This window comes from Leptospiraceae bacterium, from assembly GCA_016708435.1.
Classification (GTDB): domain Bacteria; phylum Spirochaetota; class Leptospiria; order Leptospirales; family Leptospiraceae; genus UBA2033.
This window is the reverse complement of the sequence record JADJFV010000012.1, coordinates 1-16,796: the sequence shown is the minus strand read 5'-3', so window position 1 is coordinate 16,796 and position 16,796 is coordinate 1. Positions and strand designations below refer to the sequence as shown.

Below are 16,796 nucleotides of genomic sequence, written 5' to 3'. Positions count from 1 at the left end.
TTGAGAAAAAGAACTTCGACGCAGAGTTAGCAGATCCGATGATAGATTGTTGTCAATATGAAAAGATAATCAAGAGAATGCGTAAAATTGCTAGATTAGAAAAGGCCTTGCATGCATCCTCCTTCTGCATGGGCTTATCCAAAACCAAAAAGCAGTTCAAATACTTTGTGAATAGTCATCATACTTGTCTTCATTATGTATCCGGTTGGAATATAAATGTAAATCACGGTACGAAGAAGCGATCGGGCAGAGTGAACAGCCTCAAACCCCGGTAGTTAGTCGAAGTGAGACTCGAACAGCAATTGGCTGAATTAGACGAGAGTAGAGTTGGAAATTAATCCATCTAAGACTGTAGTTTTAAAGATTGAAAATCTAAATAAAACTTTGGTGATTTCAAAGCATTTCAAAACATAAACTTAGAAATTTATTCTGGCGAATTATTCGGATTACTCTGTCGAATGGAGCAGGAAAAAACACGCTCATATCTATGAGGATAGCAGGAGTCTCAGAGGCGGATAATGGCAAAATCTTTTTCTTGCGGAAGAGTAGTTGCAACAGAAGATAAAAAACCGTGACCGAGTTGGAATTTGTCCACAGAATCTTGTCTGGAAACTTCTTATTGTAAAGAGCAATTGGTTTTTATGGGAGATATTTACGGACCGTAAAACTTCCGGGAGTAGGAAGTCTGCCCTTCTAGAACAATTAGGACTTGAAGCAAAGAAAAACGAAATCGCTTCGAATCTATCAGGAGGAATGCAAAGAAGACTCAATATTTTACTCGCTCTAATGCATGACCCCGAAATAAAAGACAAATACGGAAGGGGGAAATTCTAGAACTAGGAAATTCAGGGTGGGGTTTAATGCAGATAAGCTATGAAATAAGTCTCGTTACACTCAACAAACTGTAAAGTAACAAAGAGTCGAATTTTTATTTCTGGAAAAAATATCAAAGAGAAATTAGACATAAATTCTAAATATCATTTCAAAAGAAGGAATTCACTTGAAAGGGTTTAAAATCAGACAAGATACCTCTAGAAGATATTTTTATTAGCTTGACAGGAAGGAGTCTACGAGAATGAATATCTGGCTTTGTTAAAAACCCTCTTAGATCAATTTGAACTTGGCCTTTGATTAGTACATTTATTGCATCTCCTTTTTTTGTATTTTTATATTGGATGTTTTCCGGGTGGAATGAATTCTTTAAGCATTGGAATTGAAAATTTAGATCGAGGCTTTTGGGAAAATCTTACAGCAAAGAATGGATTGAAATTTAAAAACACAAAAGAAGAATGACTTGAATGTTTTTCAAATCACAGATGCAAAGGATAGAGAAGTATTAAAAAGTTTACTGAAAGAAAAAGATTCATGCAGGTTTTGTTCTTCCAGGAAACTTTTCAGAATCTTAGAAAAAGTAAATCAGAAAATTGGAATCATACAATTCAAGCCGGAAATGACAGGAGACATGACCAACCCGATGTATCTTGTTGGGGTAACGCTTGTTATTCTCGAAATGGAATCCTTTGCTTATAAAATTGCAAAAGTAAAAAAATTCATTCAATACAACGAAACATTTTCAGGAAGTTCGGGAACAAAGAACGATTTTGAAATGGCAGTTCCCGGACTCATTGTATTTTCTATTATCATGCTTTTTGTTCACTCAATGACGTTTATTAGGAAATTGAAGAGCGCACCATTTAAGGATTCAACTAGCTCCTATTTCTACTTTTTCGAATATTTATTGAATTGGACTGGCGCCATTTTTAATTGGGTGTCTCTGTTGGTTTAGATGGGAGCAGCGATTCTATTTGGATTTAAGTTTCAAGGAGACAATCTAAGTATTTTCTTCCGATAGTTCTATGTATTCTTTCGATTCAAGGAACGTTTGGTCGTAGCAAGTTTTTGTAGAAACGGGAAAGATGTTTTGACCACGGAAATATTCCCCTTTATTTTGATGTGTTTCTCCAGTTCCCATGTATCCGTTTCCCAAAATGAATTATTTAGAATTGGAAATTTCCCAGTATCGTGGAATGATTTTTGCCTCCCACTCACGCTGTAAAATGCGATGAATAAGGGGGTTTTCAATTTTGGAGCGAAGCTAAATGAGTTGGTTTTGAATAATTGTGCCCTCTAATTATATCTCACCTCATTTATAGTGGTTTGGAATTAGTTCCTATTCCAAAGAAGACAGATGAGATAAGGGGGATTCCTATTAATTTTTAATCTTTAAGTCTTTTTTTTTCTCTTGACCTATACCTTTTCTGCAAATTTTAATCGGATAGTCACAAAATTCAATTTTAAAATCAATCAATCAAGTAGAGTTTTGAATGGGAGTATCTGTAATAATCATCGCCATGTCTATACTTCGCTTAACTGCAGCCGTTTTCACTAGTAAAGTGATTACGATCAAAGTAGCCGGAGTAGATGGAAAGACACCCAGAAGATGTAAAATTAAAGACCATCTCGGCTGCCATAGCAGAAGGGGCAATGGCATTTCTAATGGAGAGAATTTCAAAGTAATTAGTATTTTCATCGACTGTAATGACAGTAGTTATCTTTTTTCTCTTAGACAATCCTAAGACCGACTTTAATGAAGGGCTTTTCCACAGCGATTGCTTTCATTTCTGGAGCAATCATTTTCTTATTTCTCTGGATTTATCGGAATGAGAATCGCAACCCATGGGTAACGTTCGCACTGCACAAGCTGCAAAGATCCTTCCTAAAGCATTTAGAGTTGCTTTCGATTCTGGGCTATAATGGGATTTGGTCTCATCGGTATGCCAATCCTCGGACTCATTTGCACTCTTTTAATCTTCACGGCGCTTACCCTGGAATGGAAAAACATATTTTGATGGAACTCTCGTGAATTTGGTCTTGTGGATCTTCTGTTGCTTTGTTTCCCGTGTAGGTGGTGGTATATACTCAAAAGCCGCATGTTGGGGTGCTGGCCTTAGTTGGTAAAGTAGAAAAAGGAATCCCAGAAGATGATCCCCGTAACCCCGCTACGATTGCGGATAACGTTGGTGATAACGTAGGCGATATCGCTGGTATGGGTGCTGACTTATTTGGTTCTGCAGCTGAAGCAACTTGTGCGGCTCTTGTGATTGGGGCAACTGCTACTGCTCTTAGCGGAAATACGAACGCATTTTATATCCTGTTTTAACTTCTGCATTTGAATTCCTGCTGTTAACTCAAACTTTTTTGCGCGTAAAGAAGGTGGAAGTGTAGAAGGAACTCTAAAAAAAAACAACTTTGGATTTCTACTATCATCGTGGCTACTGTTATGTATTTTGTAACAGATAGATTCATGGTAGATTTTGAATTAGCTGGCAAGACAATCACTAAAATGAATGTTTATTATTCCCTAATCCTCGGACTTTTTTCTGGAATGTTTATCGGTGTTATCACTGAGTTTTACACTTCTCATTCTTACAAACCTGTTCCGTGAAGTAGCTGACGCTTGTAATACAGGTGCGGCAACGAACATCATCTACGGTTTGGCTCTTGGTTACAAAAGTTCTGTATTGCCAGTTGTATTACTCGTAATCACAATTGTTGGTTCTAGCACAATGGCTGGTATGTATGGAATTGCAATCGCTGCTCTTGGAATGATTTCTACAATCGCAATCGGTCTTACCATTGACGCATACGGACCAGTATCCGACAACGCTGGTGGAATTTCTGAAATGGCTGGTCTAGGAAAAGAAGTAAGAGATAGAACAGATACGTTAGACGCTGCAGGTAACACTACTGCTGCTGTCGGTAAAGGTTTTGCTATCGGCTCTGCTGCATTAACCTCACTTGCTTTATTTGTTGCCTTTATCACTCGTTCTCGTTTACAAGATTCTACTATTGGAAATATCGAACTACTAGATCCACTCGTATTCGGTGGATTATTATTTGGTGCTATGCTTCCATTTATCTTCTCTGCTTTCACAATGAAATCAGTCGGTGATGCAGCGAAAGACATGGTAGAAGAAGTTCGTCGTCAGTTTAAAGAAATTCCTGGTCTTATGGAAGGAACTGGTAAACCTGATTACAAAAAATGCGTAGACATCTCTACAACTGCTGCTTCGTGAAATGATAGCTCCGGGACTCCTTGTAATTCTTTCTCCACTCTTGGTTGGTTGGCTATTCGGTAAATTGCTTGGCAGGAATGCTCGCTGGTGCGTTAGTCTCCGGAGTAGTTCTTGCAATTTCTAGCGCAAACTCAGGCGGTGCTTGGGACAATGCAAAGAAATACATCGAAGCTGCTGGTAAAAAAGGAACTGACTTACACAAAGCTGCTGTAGTAGGGGATACTGTTGGTGATCCGTTCAAAGACACATCCGGTCCTGCTATCAACATTCTAATCAAACTCATGGCTATTATCAGCTTAGTGTTTGTGGAATTCTTTGTAACACATGGTGGACTTTTAACTAAATAAAATTACCTCGCCTCACCCCAATATTCTTGGGGTTGAGAGACTAATACGTGTAAGCCCTTCTCCTTTGCGGAACTAAACCGCAAAGGAGAAGGGCTTTTTTATTTATTAATCACAGATAAAATGAACTCTATATCCTTTGTATATGTTGACTATAACTCATCTTCGGTCTAGCTCCGCTTATCGAACCGGAATACGTCCGCTTTAAATTGCCCTTGCTCACCGGTGCTAGACCGGCTGTATAAGCGTAGCTAGACCGGATGTGAGTAAAGGACAGCTTATCGGAAGGGATACTGGTAGTTATTGGTTTTGAAATGGATTCTTAAATTAATTCTTTCATGAATTATTACATGGGCTGAGGGGACACCCATGCGGAGAATATTTCGCCCCGTTGGGGCTTTAGTAGATTTGCACATCTTTTTAGTTTTCTGACCTATATAGAGTAGGAGCCAAACTACTTTGTATATTTGTTCAACCGATAAAACTAAACCCGCTTATCTTCCAGCATTTGAAAGAACTTTTTGACCTAACCCCGCATCTTCAGATGTTGTCGGATATTAATACGTAGCCCCTTCCCTAAAAGGAAGGGGAATTAATTGTAAAATTTACTAATCTATACTGTAAATTCCCCTTCCTTTAAGGGAAGGGGCTAATTGTCATTGTTCATCAAAAGTATAAAGTGTGGGGTTAGGTAGAACAAACCATTGATGTTTATGAATTCATGGCGCGAATGTTATTTTTTCTACCTGAACCAAACCGAAAAATGATTCGCTATTATGTGATCTATGCAAACCGAATAAAAGAAAAGCTTGAATTCATCGAACAAAGAACTTGGGCTAAGGCTATTGAGAATAGTTTTGACGTAAAACCACAAAACTGCCCTGACTGTTTTAAAAAAAATCCACTAACCCCTTTACGAAAGGGGAAAGCTGCAGCTAACCGTTGTTTATTCCTACTCAGCTAGAAAGACAATGGAAGGATTAAAAGAAACGCATACCTATCTGAACGGTTACTTTCGACCAAAGGCTCGTCCTCCATAAATAATCTCGAATTATTACTTTTGAATTTTGAATCCTATTGACATTTTTTAAAGCCAGGTTTTTCTTGGATACCAGAGGTATATCTCCACAATAGTCGGGCTTTTGAATTGAGGCAAAAATTTTACCCCGTTTAATTCATAACACATTTTTATGAGAGAGGAGCAATCCGATTTTGCTATACCCATTCTCAAAAGTAAATTCTGAATTAAAATTGGATACTCTGCTTTTGAGAATGGGGAATACCCCTTTGTAGAAAAATAGTGGAACTTATATGCGAGAAGTGGTATTTAAGCTTTTAATTTGTGGGATGGAAGGAAAAAGAATTATGGGAGAAGTGGAGACTATCAACCGGGAACTATTCCAGCGTATTAATGCCCTCGCTAAAATAAATAATTGAGGATAATTATGATTACAAGACTTATATTAATAATTGTATTTTTATTTCTTTCCGCATGCCATCAAGAGAGTCAGTACTTTTGGAATAAATTGGATTATGATAAATGTTTGCAAGGATGTGGTGAGGGAGAGATTCTTGGCTTCCTAGTTTTTAATGACATCGTTGCTATTTCTCCGACGGGCGCGACGGAAAATTTCTTTCTTACATATAAAACATTGGCAACTCCGGAGAAAGAACCCAATGATAGTTTTATACAGACAGATTCAACGATTGTTTTAAAGTTGCCATTAGCCTCTCAATCCTTTGGAGTCTCAGGACAATTGGGTGCAACCGATGTTGATATATATCCTTTTAGTTTTAGTCAGAGTGATTTTTCTAAAAAGGTCTTTAATATTTCGGCTACCGGCACAGCAAGTTGCTCTGTCTATACGAAAGCAACTGCTCCCACGAATAATAATTCAACACTTGACCCAAGTTTTATTTTTGTATTAAATATAACTAAGACGATTCAAAGCTTCACACTTGATTCATCTACATCTTCCAATATGTTTATTTACTGTGCTGCAAATCCATTAGCGAACAATTATAAAATATTATTAGAGGCAGATCCATCGAATGCAATCATAGAGTTAAAGGCAAGCAAAGTGCGGCTAACTGTCTTTAACTCACTGATGGCAGAAGATTGTAGAAAAACATGTAAAAATGATTATAAGAAAGATCCCTTCTTTAGTTATTAAGTAACGGCTAATTTCATAATGCATTGTATAATGTTAAAAAAATTTTACCCCATTTAGTTCTTAACACCTTATTATGAAAGAGACGAAAGTCCATTTTTGCTTTACACTTTAACTTTGTGGGATAGAAGGAGATAGAATTATGAGAGAAGTTGAATGCAGATTACTAGAAAGAAAAGGAGCAGCGGAGCAAGGGGAAGCAGCTGGTGATTTTTTAAGCACGGCGGGTTCAACCGCTAGTGCAATTAACGGAATGTCAACGGAAGGGGTTGACGGTTTTTTAAATTCAGATAAGCTTCTTACCGAAGAAGGACTTGCAAGGATTAATCAATTGCATTGGGCACCAAGATATTTCACATTTGCAACTTTTCAAATGGGTAAAACTATTATTGAAGGCCAAATGTGGGGTGGGATAAGTGGTGAAACTTGGAGTCAGGGCGGTCCCCTATCTGAGTTTAGATAAATTATTATGAAGATATCAAAAATTCAACTTCTTCTTTTACTACTTTTTTCATTGAATGAAAGCTTATTTGCCTATGCTGGAACGTCTTGCCATTCAATTGGTAAGTTTAGCCGAGAGCTTAAGTCAGCCCGAAACTTAGAAAATTGTAATAACAGGAGCCGGACAATAGAAGAGAGGTTGATTAAAAACCATTCATTTATTTATTTAAAAATCCCTAAATTAGACACAGATTACTTAGAGTATAACTTAGAGCCTTATCGTAGGTCAGAAATTGACTTAGGGACATATCTTAAAAAGGTAAAAATGCTACCCATTTATATTGAAATGAACGGTCAGTTATTAAATCCACTTAAAGAAAATGTCGCTCAGTATAATGTAAGCTCAAAGATAAAAGAACAAATTATCTTTGAAAATTATATAAATACAGAAAGAAGTTGTTTGTTTATGGCTCATGGTTCTGAATACTTATTTCCGGTTCCTTCCGAAAAAGGAGAGTTACAGGTAATTCTTTATCTAGATTCCTACAAAGACTTTGCACAGTATAAGGCTTTAGTAAATAATCCGGTTGGAAGACTTACAGTAGAAAACACGCTCTTTGAGCAATTCATTCATAGAGGATTACAAATGGAGGTAAATTTTAAGCCTAGGAAAGTTTATCAAATAATTATCGAATTAAATCCTTTATCAACTTTGCTAGTGGGCTCTTACAATGCAAATTTTTGGGGGAGTGGGCTTAATGATAGGACAACTGTCCCCGGCTTCACAATCACCCTCAAAGAACTACCGCCTAATACCAAGTTTGCGTTCGATGGAAAAGATGATGTGGGTAAGACTTACGAACAAGTCAAGAAAGAATTTATTTTGTATGATAAAGATGCAGAGGCAGATAAGTAATGGTTAATTGTTAATGAACAATGATAAATGGAAGATTGCAAAAAAATGAAATTGCAAACAAAAAGGCTAATAGCAAATAGATCGAATAATCGTTATTATTCGGTAAAATTTTACCCCATTTAGTTCATGACACCGTTTTATAAATAAGGAGCATCCGGTTTTGCTTTAAGCTTTAAATTTGCGGAATTATAATGAGATAGAATAATGAGAGAAGTGAAATGCAAATTAGCCGACAGGTGCTAGAAAGACAATAAAAACTTGACAGGGAATAATTTCTCAAATTAAATATTGAATATATGCCTAATGTATTTTATGAAAAAGGGTTTAGATTTTTTTATTATTCATTCACAAAAGATTAGAGGAAATAAAGGATAATTGGAATGAATACTTTACAGATTGAAGCATTAGCTCAAAAAATATGGTTTGATAAAGATAATATGTTTGTATCGTTAAAAGATGGCAGAAGTTTATCTATCCATTTGGTATGGTTTCCTCGATTAAACAAAGCAACGATTAAGCAGAGAAAAAATTATAGACTGCTTGGAGATGGGGAAGGGATTAATTGGGAAGACATTGACGAGGATATAAGTGTTAGCGGTTTACTTTTAGGCAAAGGCGATATGACAAAGAAAAGATTTTATTAATCATGAAAAATATGATGCGGATATTCAGTATAATTCTCTATCGTTGTTGTGTCTTTGACTCAACCAAATTTTGTGGAAAACAAAATTGGAAATAGACTACTAAAATTAAAGGGAACAATTGAACTTACTTCAAAAGAGATTTGAGGAAGGTAGGAGGAAATTATGAAAATAATCACGTTAATAAATACTTTTTGTTTGTTATCTTCATTTTTCTTTTTTTTGAATTCTTGCGAGACATTGGATGAAAAAGAACTAAAAGAAAAGAGAGATAAAGAAACTTTTGAACAAATTATGAGAGTGCATAGAGCAAACATTATGAAAGAGGAGAGTGCATTTTCTCCAAGAATGTTTAATTTACCTTCATTTTTAAAAGGTGGCGGGGGGAGATCAAGCAGTCGGGATAGTTCAAATATTGGGGGCATTGGAAACAGATCAGGTTCCAATACGAACGTAAAACCCGGACATCAATTCTAGTAATAGAAATGTTCTTCGTATTTGTTTAAATGTTCATTAGAATATAATTTAAAAACTCTCGCATTTTATGTTAGTTCTTCTCTCTATAAGTGAATAGCGATACAACGATAAATTGCATTCAAAGATTTTGTTTATAAATGAAAAATTTACCCTGTTAAGCTCATAACATCTCTTTATAAATAAGGAGCAATCCGATTTTGCTATACCAATTGCCAAAAGTATTTTCTAATCTACAACTGGCACCGTGTTCTTGGCAATTGGGAACCCCCTTTTGTGTAAAATAGTGGAACTTATTTTTGAGTAGTGGTATTTAAGCTTTTAATTTGTGGAATTAGAATGGGAGAGAATTATGGGATAAGTGGAATGCAATTTACTAGAAAGAAATTTAATATTGAAAGAGAAGCATTAAAAAGAGTTATCAATAATCTAAAAATCTATACGTATACTCATTTTACGATGGAAGAAGAACTCATGCTAATGGCATCCTACACTGATTTTTCAAATCATAAAAAAGAGCATAAAAAGTTCATTGATAGAATTGAAAGTGTAGAAGAAGAACTAAAGACAGGCACATCAAATGTAGGAAAGAAAACACTTGAGTTTCTTTTTGTTTGGTTAAGATCGCATATACTAAAATCGGATAAGGAAGGTTATGCGCCACTTGTAAAAGAAATGCTAACCAATCAGAGAAAAGTTTAATTATTCAAAATTGAGGGAATTTTATGAGTGATATTGAAAAACAAAAATCCATCTTCTATCAGCCCGGCGGTATTTTGATTTGGATCATTATTTTAGTAGAGATTGCTACTTTTTTTATGGGGATCGGAGCTTTATTACATGAGAAAAGAAAAGCAGTGGAAGAGTTTTACAAAATGCAATCCAGTCTTCATTTGAATTATGGCTTATGGAATACGATCTTTCTTATTACCAGTGGATTTTTTATGGCGTTGGCTGTTAATTTTCACAAGGACAATCAAACAAGGGCATTAGGTTACTCATTAGTAGCCGCTATTTTATTTGGACTTTGTTTTCTATTTTTAAAAGGATTCGAATACAATGAAAAATTAAACATAGGACAAACCATTCACTCCGGTGATTTTTTTTCCTTTTATTGGTTGCTCACTGGATTTCATTTTGTTCATGTGATTGCGGGCACTGCAATTTTATCTTTTATTTTTCTATACCGAAGAACAATTTCACTAGAAAATTTAGAAGCAGGAGCATCCTTCTGGCATATGTGTGACTTGATCTGGGTTGTATTATTTCCAGTCCTTTATTTAATTAGGTGATTAGTTTGAAAATAAAAAAAACTCCGTTTATCGTATTTGGTTTATTGTTACTCTCCATTTATCTAAGTTTTTTTCTGTCTGGAAATTCTTTTGAGCAATCAAAAGATTTTATCATAGGAATTAGCTTTTTTAAATTCATTTTAATTTCCTACTTTTTTATGGATTTGAGAAATGCTCATTTTTTTTGGAAAACAATTATCTTTATTTTAATATTTGGTTTTTCTTTATTCATAAAATTCTATAGTTCTATTTAACAAGTTGATATATATCAATTACATATTTCCTTTTTAGTGAGAACCTTTCTAAAGAATTTTGAGAGTGAGGAAAAATGATACTAGAAGAAAAGAAAGTTGGAGAATTTGTAACAGAGGATTATAGAACAGCGCATTTATTTAGCAAGCATGGAATTGATTTTTGCTGTGGTGGAAAGAAAACTCTAAAAGAAGCATGTCAAAATGCTGCGGTTGATAGTGATTTGGTGCTTTCAGAATTAGAAAGCCTATCCACAAAGGGTGAACCCGATACTCTTGCAGAGAATCTGACGATGGTCGAACTGATTGATTACATTGTATCTACTCATCATGTATATACACGCGAAAAAGGGGAATTGCTTTTGCGATATAGCAGCAAAATGGTGTTAGCCCATGGCGATAGACATCCAGAGGTTAATAAGCTATATGCGTTAATCAAAGCTCTGACAGATGAATTAATGCCTCATCTAATGAAAGAAGAAAATATACTTTTCCCCGCCATGGTCTCTATCGCTAATGGAACTCCTTCCAATTTTCCCAAAGATCAGATAAGTTCCCCAATTCAAGCAATGGAATTAGAGCACGAAGAAGTTGGAATTCTTATTAAAGAATTAACAGCGCTAACAAATTACTTTACTCCGCCAACTTATGCCTGCACAACTTGGAAAATATGTTATTCTACTTTAGCAGAATATATAGCTGATCTCCAAACACATATTCATCTAGAAAATAATGTTTTGTTTCCTAGAATTTTGCATTCTAAAAAATTTTACCCCGTTTAGTTCATAACACCTTATTATGAAAGAGACGAAAGTCCGATTTTGCTTTAAGCCTTTAGTTTTGTGGGATAGAAGGAGATAGAATTATGGGAGAAGTTGGATGCAAATTACTAGAAAGATAAATAAATTAAAAGCTTATGCGATTCAAGATACTGGATTTGATACTGTTGAGGCTAACGAGAAGTTAGGTTTTGCGCCTGACCTGCGTGATTATGGAATTGGTGCTCAGATATTAAGAGATATAGGTGTCGAAAAAATGCGGATAATGACAAATAACCCACGTAAGCTAGTTGGGTTAGAAGGTTATGGCTTAGAAATTACAGGACGCGTGCCTCTTGAAATTGAGTCCGTTGAGGAAAATCACCAGTATCTGCTAACTAAAAAAAATAAGCTAGGTCATATTCTGGGGATTCATTAATTGAAATTTGAATTTTTTATAAACTGTTCTCTAAAACTCTATAAAGAAGGTTATCATAAAGGTTTGAGTCGATAAAAAAATATATCCTTTTGATCTAAATCAATTCCATTATATTTGAAAGATGCTAGGTGTTTTATTAATGGAGAATTATGAATGAAACCTATTGCACGAAAATTTGGGCATATTATCATTGTATTGATATTTTCAATAGTTTGGTTTTCTGCCTGTAACAAAGAACCTGTTATGGAAGAGGCTAAGCTTACGTATGCCCCCGAAGTTCCTCCCCCAATCACTCGAAAAAACCCAGCCAAAGTAGTCATCAATCTGGAGACAAAAGAAGTGGTCGGTCGATTGGCAGATGGTGTAGAATATACTTTTTGGACATTTGGTGGAACTGTGCCTGGTCCTTTTATTCGGATTAGAGAAGGGGATGATGTAGAGTTTAATTTACACAATCACCCAAGTAGCAAAATGCCTCACAACATCGACTTACACGCAGTAACCGGTCAAGGCGGTGGAGCAGGAGCTTCTCTAACTGTTCCAGGAAGATCTTCTAAGTTTTCGTTTAAAGCGATTAACGCGGGACTTTATATTTACCATTGTGCAACTTCTCCAGTGGGAATGCATATTGCAAATGGAATGTATGGACTCATTTTTGTAGAGCCAAAAGAAGGTTTGCCTAAAGTAGATAAAGAATACTACATTGTGCAAAGTGAATTTTATACAAATGGAAAACATGGAGCTCCAGGGCTACAGGGATTTAATATGGAAAAAGCTCTAACGGAAACTCCTGATTATGTTGTGTTTAATGGTTCGGTTGGATCGCTTACAGACAATAAAGCACTCAAAGCAAAAGTAGGGGAAACTGTGCGTTTGTTTGTGGGAAATGGTGGACCTAATTTACTTTCCTCCTTTCACGTCATTGGAGAAATTTTTGACAGTGTTTACACAGAAGGTGGAACTGTGGCTAATCAGAAGAATGTGCAAACAACTCTTGTGCCTGCAGGTGGATCTGCTATTGTAGATTTTAAAGTAGAAGTTCCTTCAACACTCATTTTAGTAGACCATTCTATCTTTAGAACGTTTAATAAAGGTTCTCTCGGAATGCTCAAAGTAGAAGGCGAAGAGAATAAAACCATCTATTCAGGCAAGCAAGAGGATACTGTGTATTTGCCGGAAGGAAGTGCAATTCAGAGAATGAAAACGGAATCAGTAGAAGCGCCGAAAGCAAAAACAAAAGCGGAAAAAATTGAAATCGGAGAAAGAGTATTTAATACTAACTGTTCCGCTTGCCACATGAAAGAAGGACAGGGTGTACAAATGTATTTCCGCCTCTTGCGAAGTCTGATTATCTCAATGCTAACAAAGAAAGAGCAATCGGTATTTTGTTAAAGGGGCTAACAGGAGAAATCACTGTTAATGGTCAGAAGTATAACAACGTTATGCCGCACCTAGAACTCTCAGACGACGATATTGCAAATGTCCTTACTTATGTTTATAGCAAATGGGAAAATAAAGGATTGGAAGTGTCAGCAGAAGAAGTGAAGAAGAACAAAAAATGAAAGATTACCACGGATGCACACGGATAAACACGGATAAAAGATTTAGGGTTTTTGTATATATCAGTTTATATCTTTACATCTGTGGTATAACATTTCCTCTACTAAGTTCTGAATTGGTAAAAGTTCCAGCCGGTGTTTACAAGCCATTTATCAAAGTAGATGCTGAGTCTGCGACTAAACCAATTCCGGTAAAATCTTTTACTTGGATAAATACCTTGTTACCAAAAGATTATTCTGAGTTTATTAGTAAAAACCCAAAGTGGAAAAAAGAAAATACTCCTCAGATCTTTGCTGATGAAGGATACTTAGATGACTGGAAAACTAAGAAGGAAAATTTTATACTAGATTCTCCTGTTACCTACATCTCTTGGTTTTCTGCGAAAGGATACTGTGAGTCACAAGGAAAAAGATTACCTAATGCATATGAATGGGAATACGCAGCGTTTATCCCTCCGATTGGAGGAAACAGTAAGACTGTGGATAAAGAGATTATGCGCTGGTATGGTGAAAAAAAACCAGACCATTTACCTTCTATCGGAAGATATAAAAATGCGTTAGGTATATATGATTTGCATGGACTCATCTGGGAATGGGTTTATGATTTTAATTCTGCTTCGGTTACGGGTGACTCGTGTGCTGATTCGGATTTAGAATCTTCTTTGTTTTGTGGGGCAGGCGCACTCAAAGCAAATGATTTTAATAATTATGCGGCTTATATGCGATTTGGCTACAGAGCCGGATTAAAGGATGGTACTGGAAAGTATTTGGGATTTCGCTGTGCCAAGGATTTATAAGAATACCACGGATGAACACTGATGAATTTAATATTTCAATCTTATCCGTGTTCATCTGTGTTCATCCGTGGTAAAAAAATTGGAGGATAGTATGAGAACTATCGTATTTATTTTACTCACGATTCTGATATCGTGTAAAGAAGGACATCACGATCACAAACACCATGCGTTACCCGCAAGTGCTGCTGCGGAAGGCTCTCTGTTTGACTTGGAAGATATGTGGACAACGCAGGACAACAAAATGTTTCATTGGAAAGACCAAAGGGAGAGGCAATGATTGTAAGTATGTTTTATGCTTCTTGCCAGAGTGTATGTCCTAGGATTGTTTCTGATATGCAACTAATCGCAAAAAAAATAGCACAAAAGACTGGTAAGCCTCCTAAGATGGTTTTAGTTAGTTTTGACCCTGAAAAAGATTCTCCGGAAGCACTTAAATCCTACGCTAAGAAAATGGAACTAGGGGATAATTGGAATTTGCTTCATGGAAAGGAAGATTCGGTGCGAACAATTTCTGTTCTGCTAGGAATTTCTTATAAAAAGACGTCAGGAAATGATTTCAATCACTCTACTGTAATATCCCTTGTCTCCAAGAAGGTAAAATTATTTCTCGAATCGAAGGCGTTGGAGCAGATTCAAGTTCGATTATAGAGAAATATTAACCCTATGGAATCAAAGTCGAAAAAGCTAATCACAATTTTGCGGAACAAATTTACAATTCCTATTTTGATATTATTTTTAGTTTTTGTTTTTACTATAAAATGATATTTTTTTTTTTGTTGTGGATCAATGATTAGCTTTGGAATTTTTTATTAAGCATTTCGGAGAAGCTATAATCTTTCCCATGTTACAGTAGAGATTAGTCCGGAGAAAGTTTATAAAGAAATCAGTTGTTTAATAAATTTTCTTCTTATGTAAAGGACGTTTTACCGAGTTATGAGCATCATCCGCTTGTAATAATCATCCTTTGTATGGATTCTAGAATTAGCACAGAAGAACTACTTGGCGATTCGAGGATTTCTATTACGTTATCCGCCTGCAGGCTCTGTGATTCGAGAAAAGAAATGGAAATGATAGAACTTGCCCTTGTCGAAAAAAAAAGTGTAAAGTTAGTGATTTTTACTGAGCATTCCGATTGTGCAGCTAGAAAGGTTGCCAATAATGCAGAGAAAAGAAATCTATATCCAAGTATTTCGAGAGCACTTGCAGAGTGAAACATGCAATGATAAATACAAAGTCTGTCAGAATGTTTTTTGAAGATTAGCGTTGCTATGCAATCATAGGTTAATTAATATTATCCGCTGTATCCTGGATTTTTTTACAATTTTATAGTTTTTCTTACTTATTGATAGGGGAGGTGAACGTGAAAGATTTTGATAAAAAACAATTTTGGATTTGGGCTTTGAATTCAGTCTTTTGGTTCTGTATAATTCTTTTCCTGAGGTATAAGTATGCGGTTATCGTTTGCCATCCAAATAAAATTACCTACACCTTTTGAGTATACTAGACATGCACACAGTCTACAGCATTTTGGGCTTAATGCCCCAGCTTATTGGATTTATTTTAAATTACTCACTAGATACAACTAAGAGATCCAAAGTTTTTGAGAAATTGCTTTTTTGTGGCATAAATATTATCCTTTCTTGCTTTGATTTCTTTTCTAATGAGTGGATACTCCAAATTATCCATGTGTTCTCTACATTGATGGTATTTTTATGGCTTAGCTTTATAATTTACTTCCTACGAACAGTAAAGCAAATGAGGGAAAATTAAATAGTGACTTTTAATGATTCAATTAGCAGTGACTATGCTTTTATTTCTACAACTGGGTTTTCTTATTCTCTTCCATAGCTTTTGGCTTGGTGGAGATTCGATAAAAACTATTTTGATTCACTTTTTTAGACGCCTACAGCGAAGGGTTGGCTTTATACAATGGGATTTGCATTGTTTTTCTTCTTCGAAAGATTTTTAATTAATAAACCCAATAATTTATTGTAAAGCTTTGTTTTATTTGAGCATTCCTATTCTTATTTTGGCTTGTCTACGTCGAGTATTTTTCTTTTCCTAAAATCTTTCAGATATTAATTTTAGCCGCATCTTTTTGGTGGGGGAGTTTTACAGACAATAGTTATTCTAGATTTTTTTTCAAAAGGGATGAGAGTAAAATTCATTTCTTTGTTCTCTTCTAGTTCTTTGTAAAGCGAGTGTGGATATCGCCGTTAGTTTTCCTATTAACACTTTTTTTCCTTCAATCCAAAACTATTTGGCATATTGTATTTACATATAAAACTTTTAGGGATAATGAGCGTTGTAATTTTGTTGTTTATATTCAGAATGTATTTCATAATTTCCAAATATTCTTTGTATTCTAGGATATTTTCAATGATTGGGGTTTATTCTAAGTTTAATGGGAATGTTGTTGGTTGCGATTTCTAGTCTGGTAATGGCGATATTATGAATTATGTGAATAATCAACAAATATGGCAAATTGGACAAAGTTTCTTTGCATTATTGGGAGTGGATTATCCGTATTATTCTCAGGGCGGGTTAAATATTTACTATCTATTTATTAAAAGACCGTTACTGTGTTAGCTGCTGAAAATTAATTCATTGAGAAGAAATTTTAGACTTCTTTCTTTT

General features: G+C 35.4%; 17 protein-coding genes and 2 pseudogenes. All 19 read left to right on the top strand.

From position 1 onward, the window contains the following. Positions 1-549 precede the first annotated feature (549 nt). The 19 genes and pseudogenes from IPH52_15590 (at position 550) to IPH52_15500 (ending at position 15,370) form a co-directional block, all read left to right on the top strand. Positions 550-834: an ATP-binding cassette domain-containing protein gene (locus tag IPH52_15590; protein ID MBK7056434.1), complete on the top strand. Its 285-nt coding sequence runs from the start codon at positions 550-552 to the stop codon at positions 832-834. 460 nt (positions 835-1,294) lie between these two features. After that, positions 1,295-1,786: a hypothetical protein gene (locus IPH52_15585; protein ID MBK7056433.1), complete on the top strand. Its 492-nt coding sequence runs from the start codon at positions 1,295-1,297 to the stop codon at positions 1,784-1,786. Positions 1,787-2,351: 565 nt separating this feature from the next. Continuing rightward, positions 2,352-4,423: pseudogene (locus IPH52_15580) on the top strand (V-type H(+)-translocating pyrophosphatase). Between the two features lie 727 nt (positions 4,424-5,150). Further along, complete coding sequence (locus IPH52_15575; protein MBK7056432.1) at positions 5,151-5,384, top strand: hypothetical protein; 234 nt, start codon at positions 5,151-5,153, stop codon at positions 5,382-5,384. A gap of 562 nt (positions 5,385-5,946) precedes the next feature. Then, a complete protein-coding gene (locus IPH52_15570) occupies positions 5,947-6,594 on the top strand; it encodes a hypothetical protein (GenBank protein MBK7056431.1) in 648 nt (215 codons plus the stop codon). Between the two features lie 139 nt (positions 6,595-6,733). After that, the gene (locus IPH52_15565) at positions 6,734-7,054 is read left to right on the top strand and encodes a hypothetical protein (protein MBK7056430.1); all 321 of its coding nucleotides are present in this window, start codon (positions 6,734-6,736) and stop codon (positions 7,052-7,054) included. A gap of 6 nt (positions 7,055-7,060) precedes the next feature. Beyond that, positions 7,061-7,948, top strand: coding sequence for a hypothetical protein (locus IPH52_15560; protein ID MBK7056429.1), 888 nt, complete (start codon positions 7,061-7,063; stop codon positions 7,946-7,948). A gap of 380 nt (positions 7,949-8,328) precedes the next feature. Further along, a complete protein-coding gene (locus tag IPH52_15555; GenBank protein ID MBK7056428.1) occupies positions 8,329-8,592 on the top strand; it encodes a DUF2442 domain-containing protein in 264 nt (87 codons plus the stop codon). A gap of 237 nt (positions 8,593-8,829) precedes the next feature. Beyond that, the gene (locus tag IPH52_15550; protein ID MBK7056427.1) at positions 8,830-9,066 is read left to right on the top strand and encodes a hypothetical protein; all 237 of its coding nucleotides are present in this window, start codon (positions 8,830-8,832) and stop codon (positions 9,064-9,066) included. Between the two features lie 336 nt (positions 9,067-9,402). After that, positions 9,403-9,765 (top strand): hemerythrin family protein, encoded by a 363-nt coding sequence (locus IPH52_15545; GenBank protein MBK7056426.1) that lies wholly within the window; start codon positions 9,403-9,405, stop codon positions 9,763-9,765. Positions 9,766-9,788: 23 nt separating this feature from the next. Continuing rightward, entirely contained in the window at positions 9,789-10,355 is a 567-nt protein-coding gene (locus tag IPH52_15540; GenBank protein ID MBK7056425.1) for a cytochrome c oxidase subunit 3, read from the top strand. A 5-nt stretch (positions 10,356-10,360) separates the two neighbouring features. Continuing rightward, positions 10,361-10,609: a prokaryotic cytochrome C oxidase subunit IV gene (locus tag IPH52_15535; protein ID MBK7056424.1), complete on the top strand. Its 249-nt coding sequence runs from the start codon at positions 10,361-10,363 to the stop codon at positions 10,607-10,609. A gap of 74 nt (positions 10,610-10,683) precedes the next feature. Then, positions 10,684-11,388, top strand: a complete 705-nt coding sequence (gene ric / locus IPH52_15530; GenBank protein ID MBK7056423.1) for an iron-sulfur cluster repair di-iron protein — start codon at positions 10,684-10,686, stop codon at positions 11,386-11,388. A 97-nt stretch (positions 11,389-11,485) separates the two neighbouring features. Beyond that, on the top strand, positions 11,486-11,803 hold the full coding sequence (locus IPH52_15525; GenBank protein MBK7056422.1) for a hypothetical protein: 318 nt from the start codon (positions 11,486-11,488) through the stop codon (positions 11,801-11,803). 153 nt (positions 11,804-11,956) lie between these two features. Continuing rightward, positions 11,957-13,365: pseudogene (gene nirK / locus IPH52_15520) on the top strand (nitrite reductase, copper-containing). Next, the gene (locus tag IPH52_15515; GenBank protein ID MBK7056421.1) at positions 13,362-14,159 is read left to right on the top strand and encodes a formylglycine-generating enzyme family protein; all 798 of its coding nucleotides are present in this window, start codon (positions 13,362-13,364) and stop codon (positions 14,157-14,159) included. Before nirK ends, IPH52_15515 begins: the two are co-directional and overlap by 4 nt. A 91-nt stretch (positions 14,160-14,250) precedes the next feature. Continuing rightward, positions 14,251-14,436 (top strand): hypothetical protein, encoded by a 186-nt coding sequence (locus IPH52_15510; GenBank protein MBK7056420.1) that lies wholly within the window; start codon positions 14,251-14,253, stop codon positions 14,434-14,436. Then, positions 14,409-14,807, top strand: a complete 399-nt coding sequence (locus IPH52_15505; GenBank protein MBK7056419.1) for an SCO family protein — start codon at positions 14,409-14,411, stop codon at positions 14,805-14,807. Before IPH52_15510 ends, IPH52_15505 begins: the two co-directional genes overlap by 28 nt. Positions 14,808-15,046: 239 nt before the next feature. After that, a complete protein-coding gene (locus IPH52_15500) occupies positions 15,047-15,370 on the top strand; it encodes a hypothetical protein (GenBank protein MBK7056418.1) in 324 nt (107 codons plus the stop codon). Positions 15,371-16,796 lie beyond the last annotated feature (1,426 nt).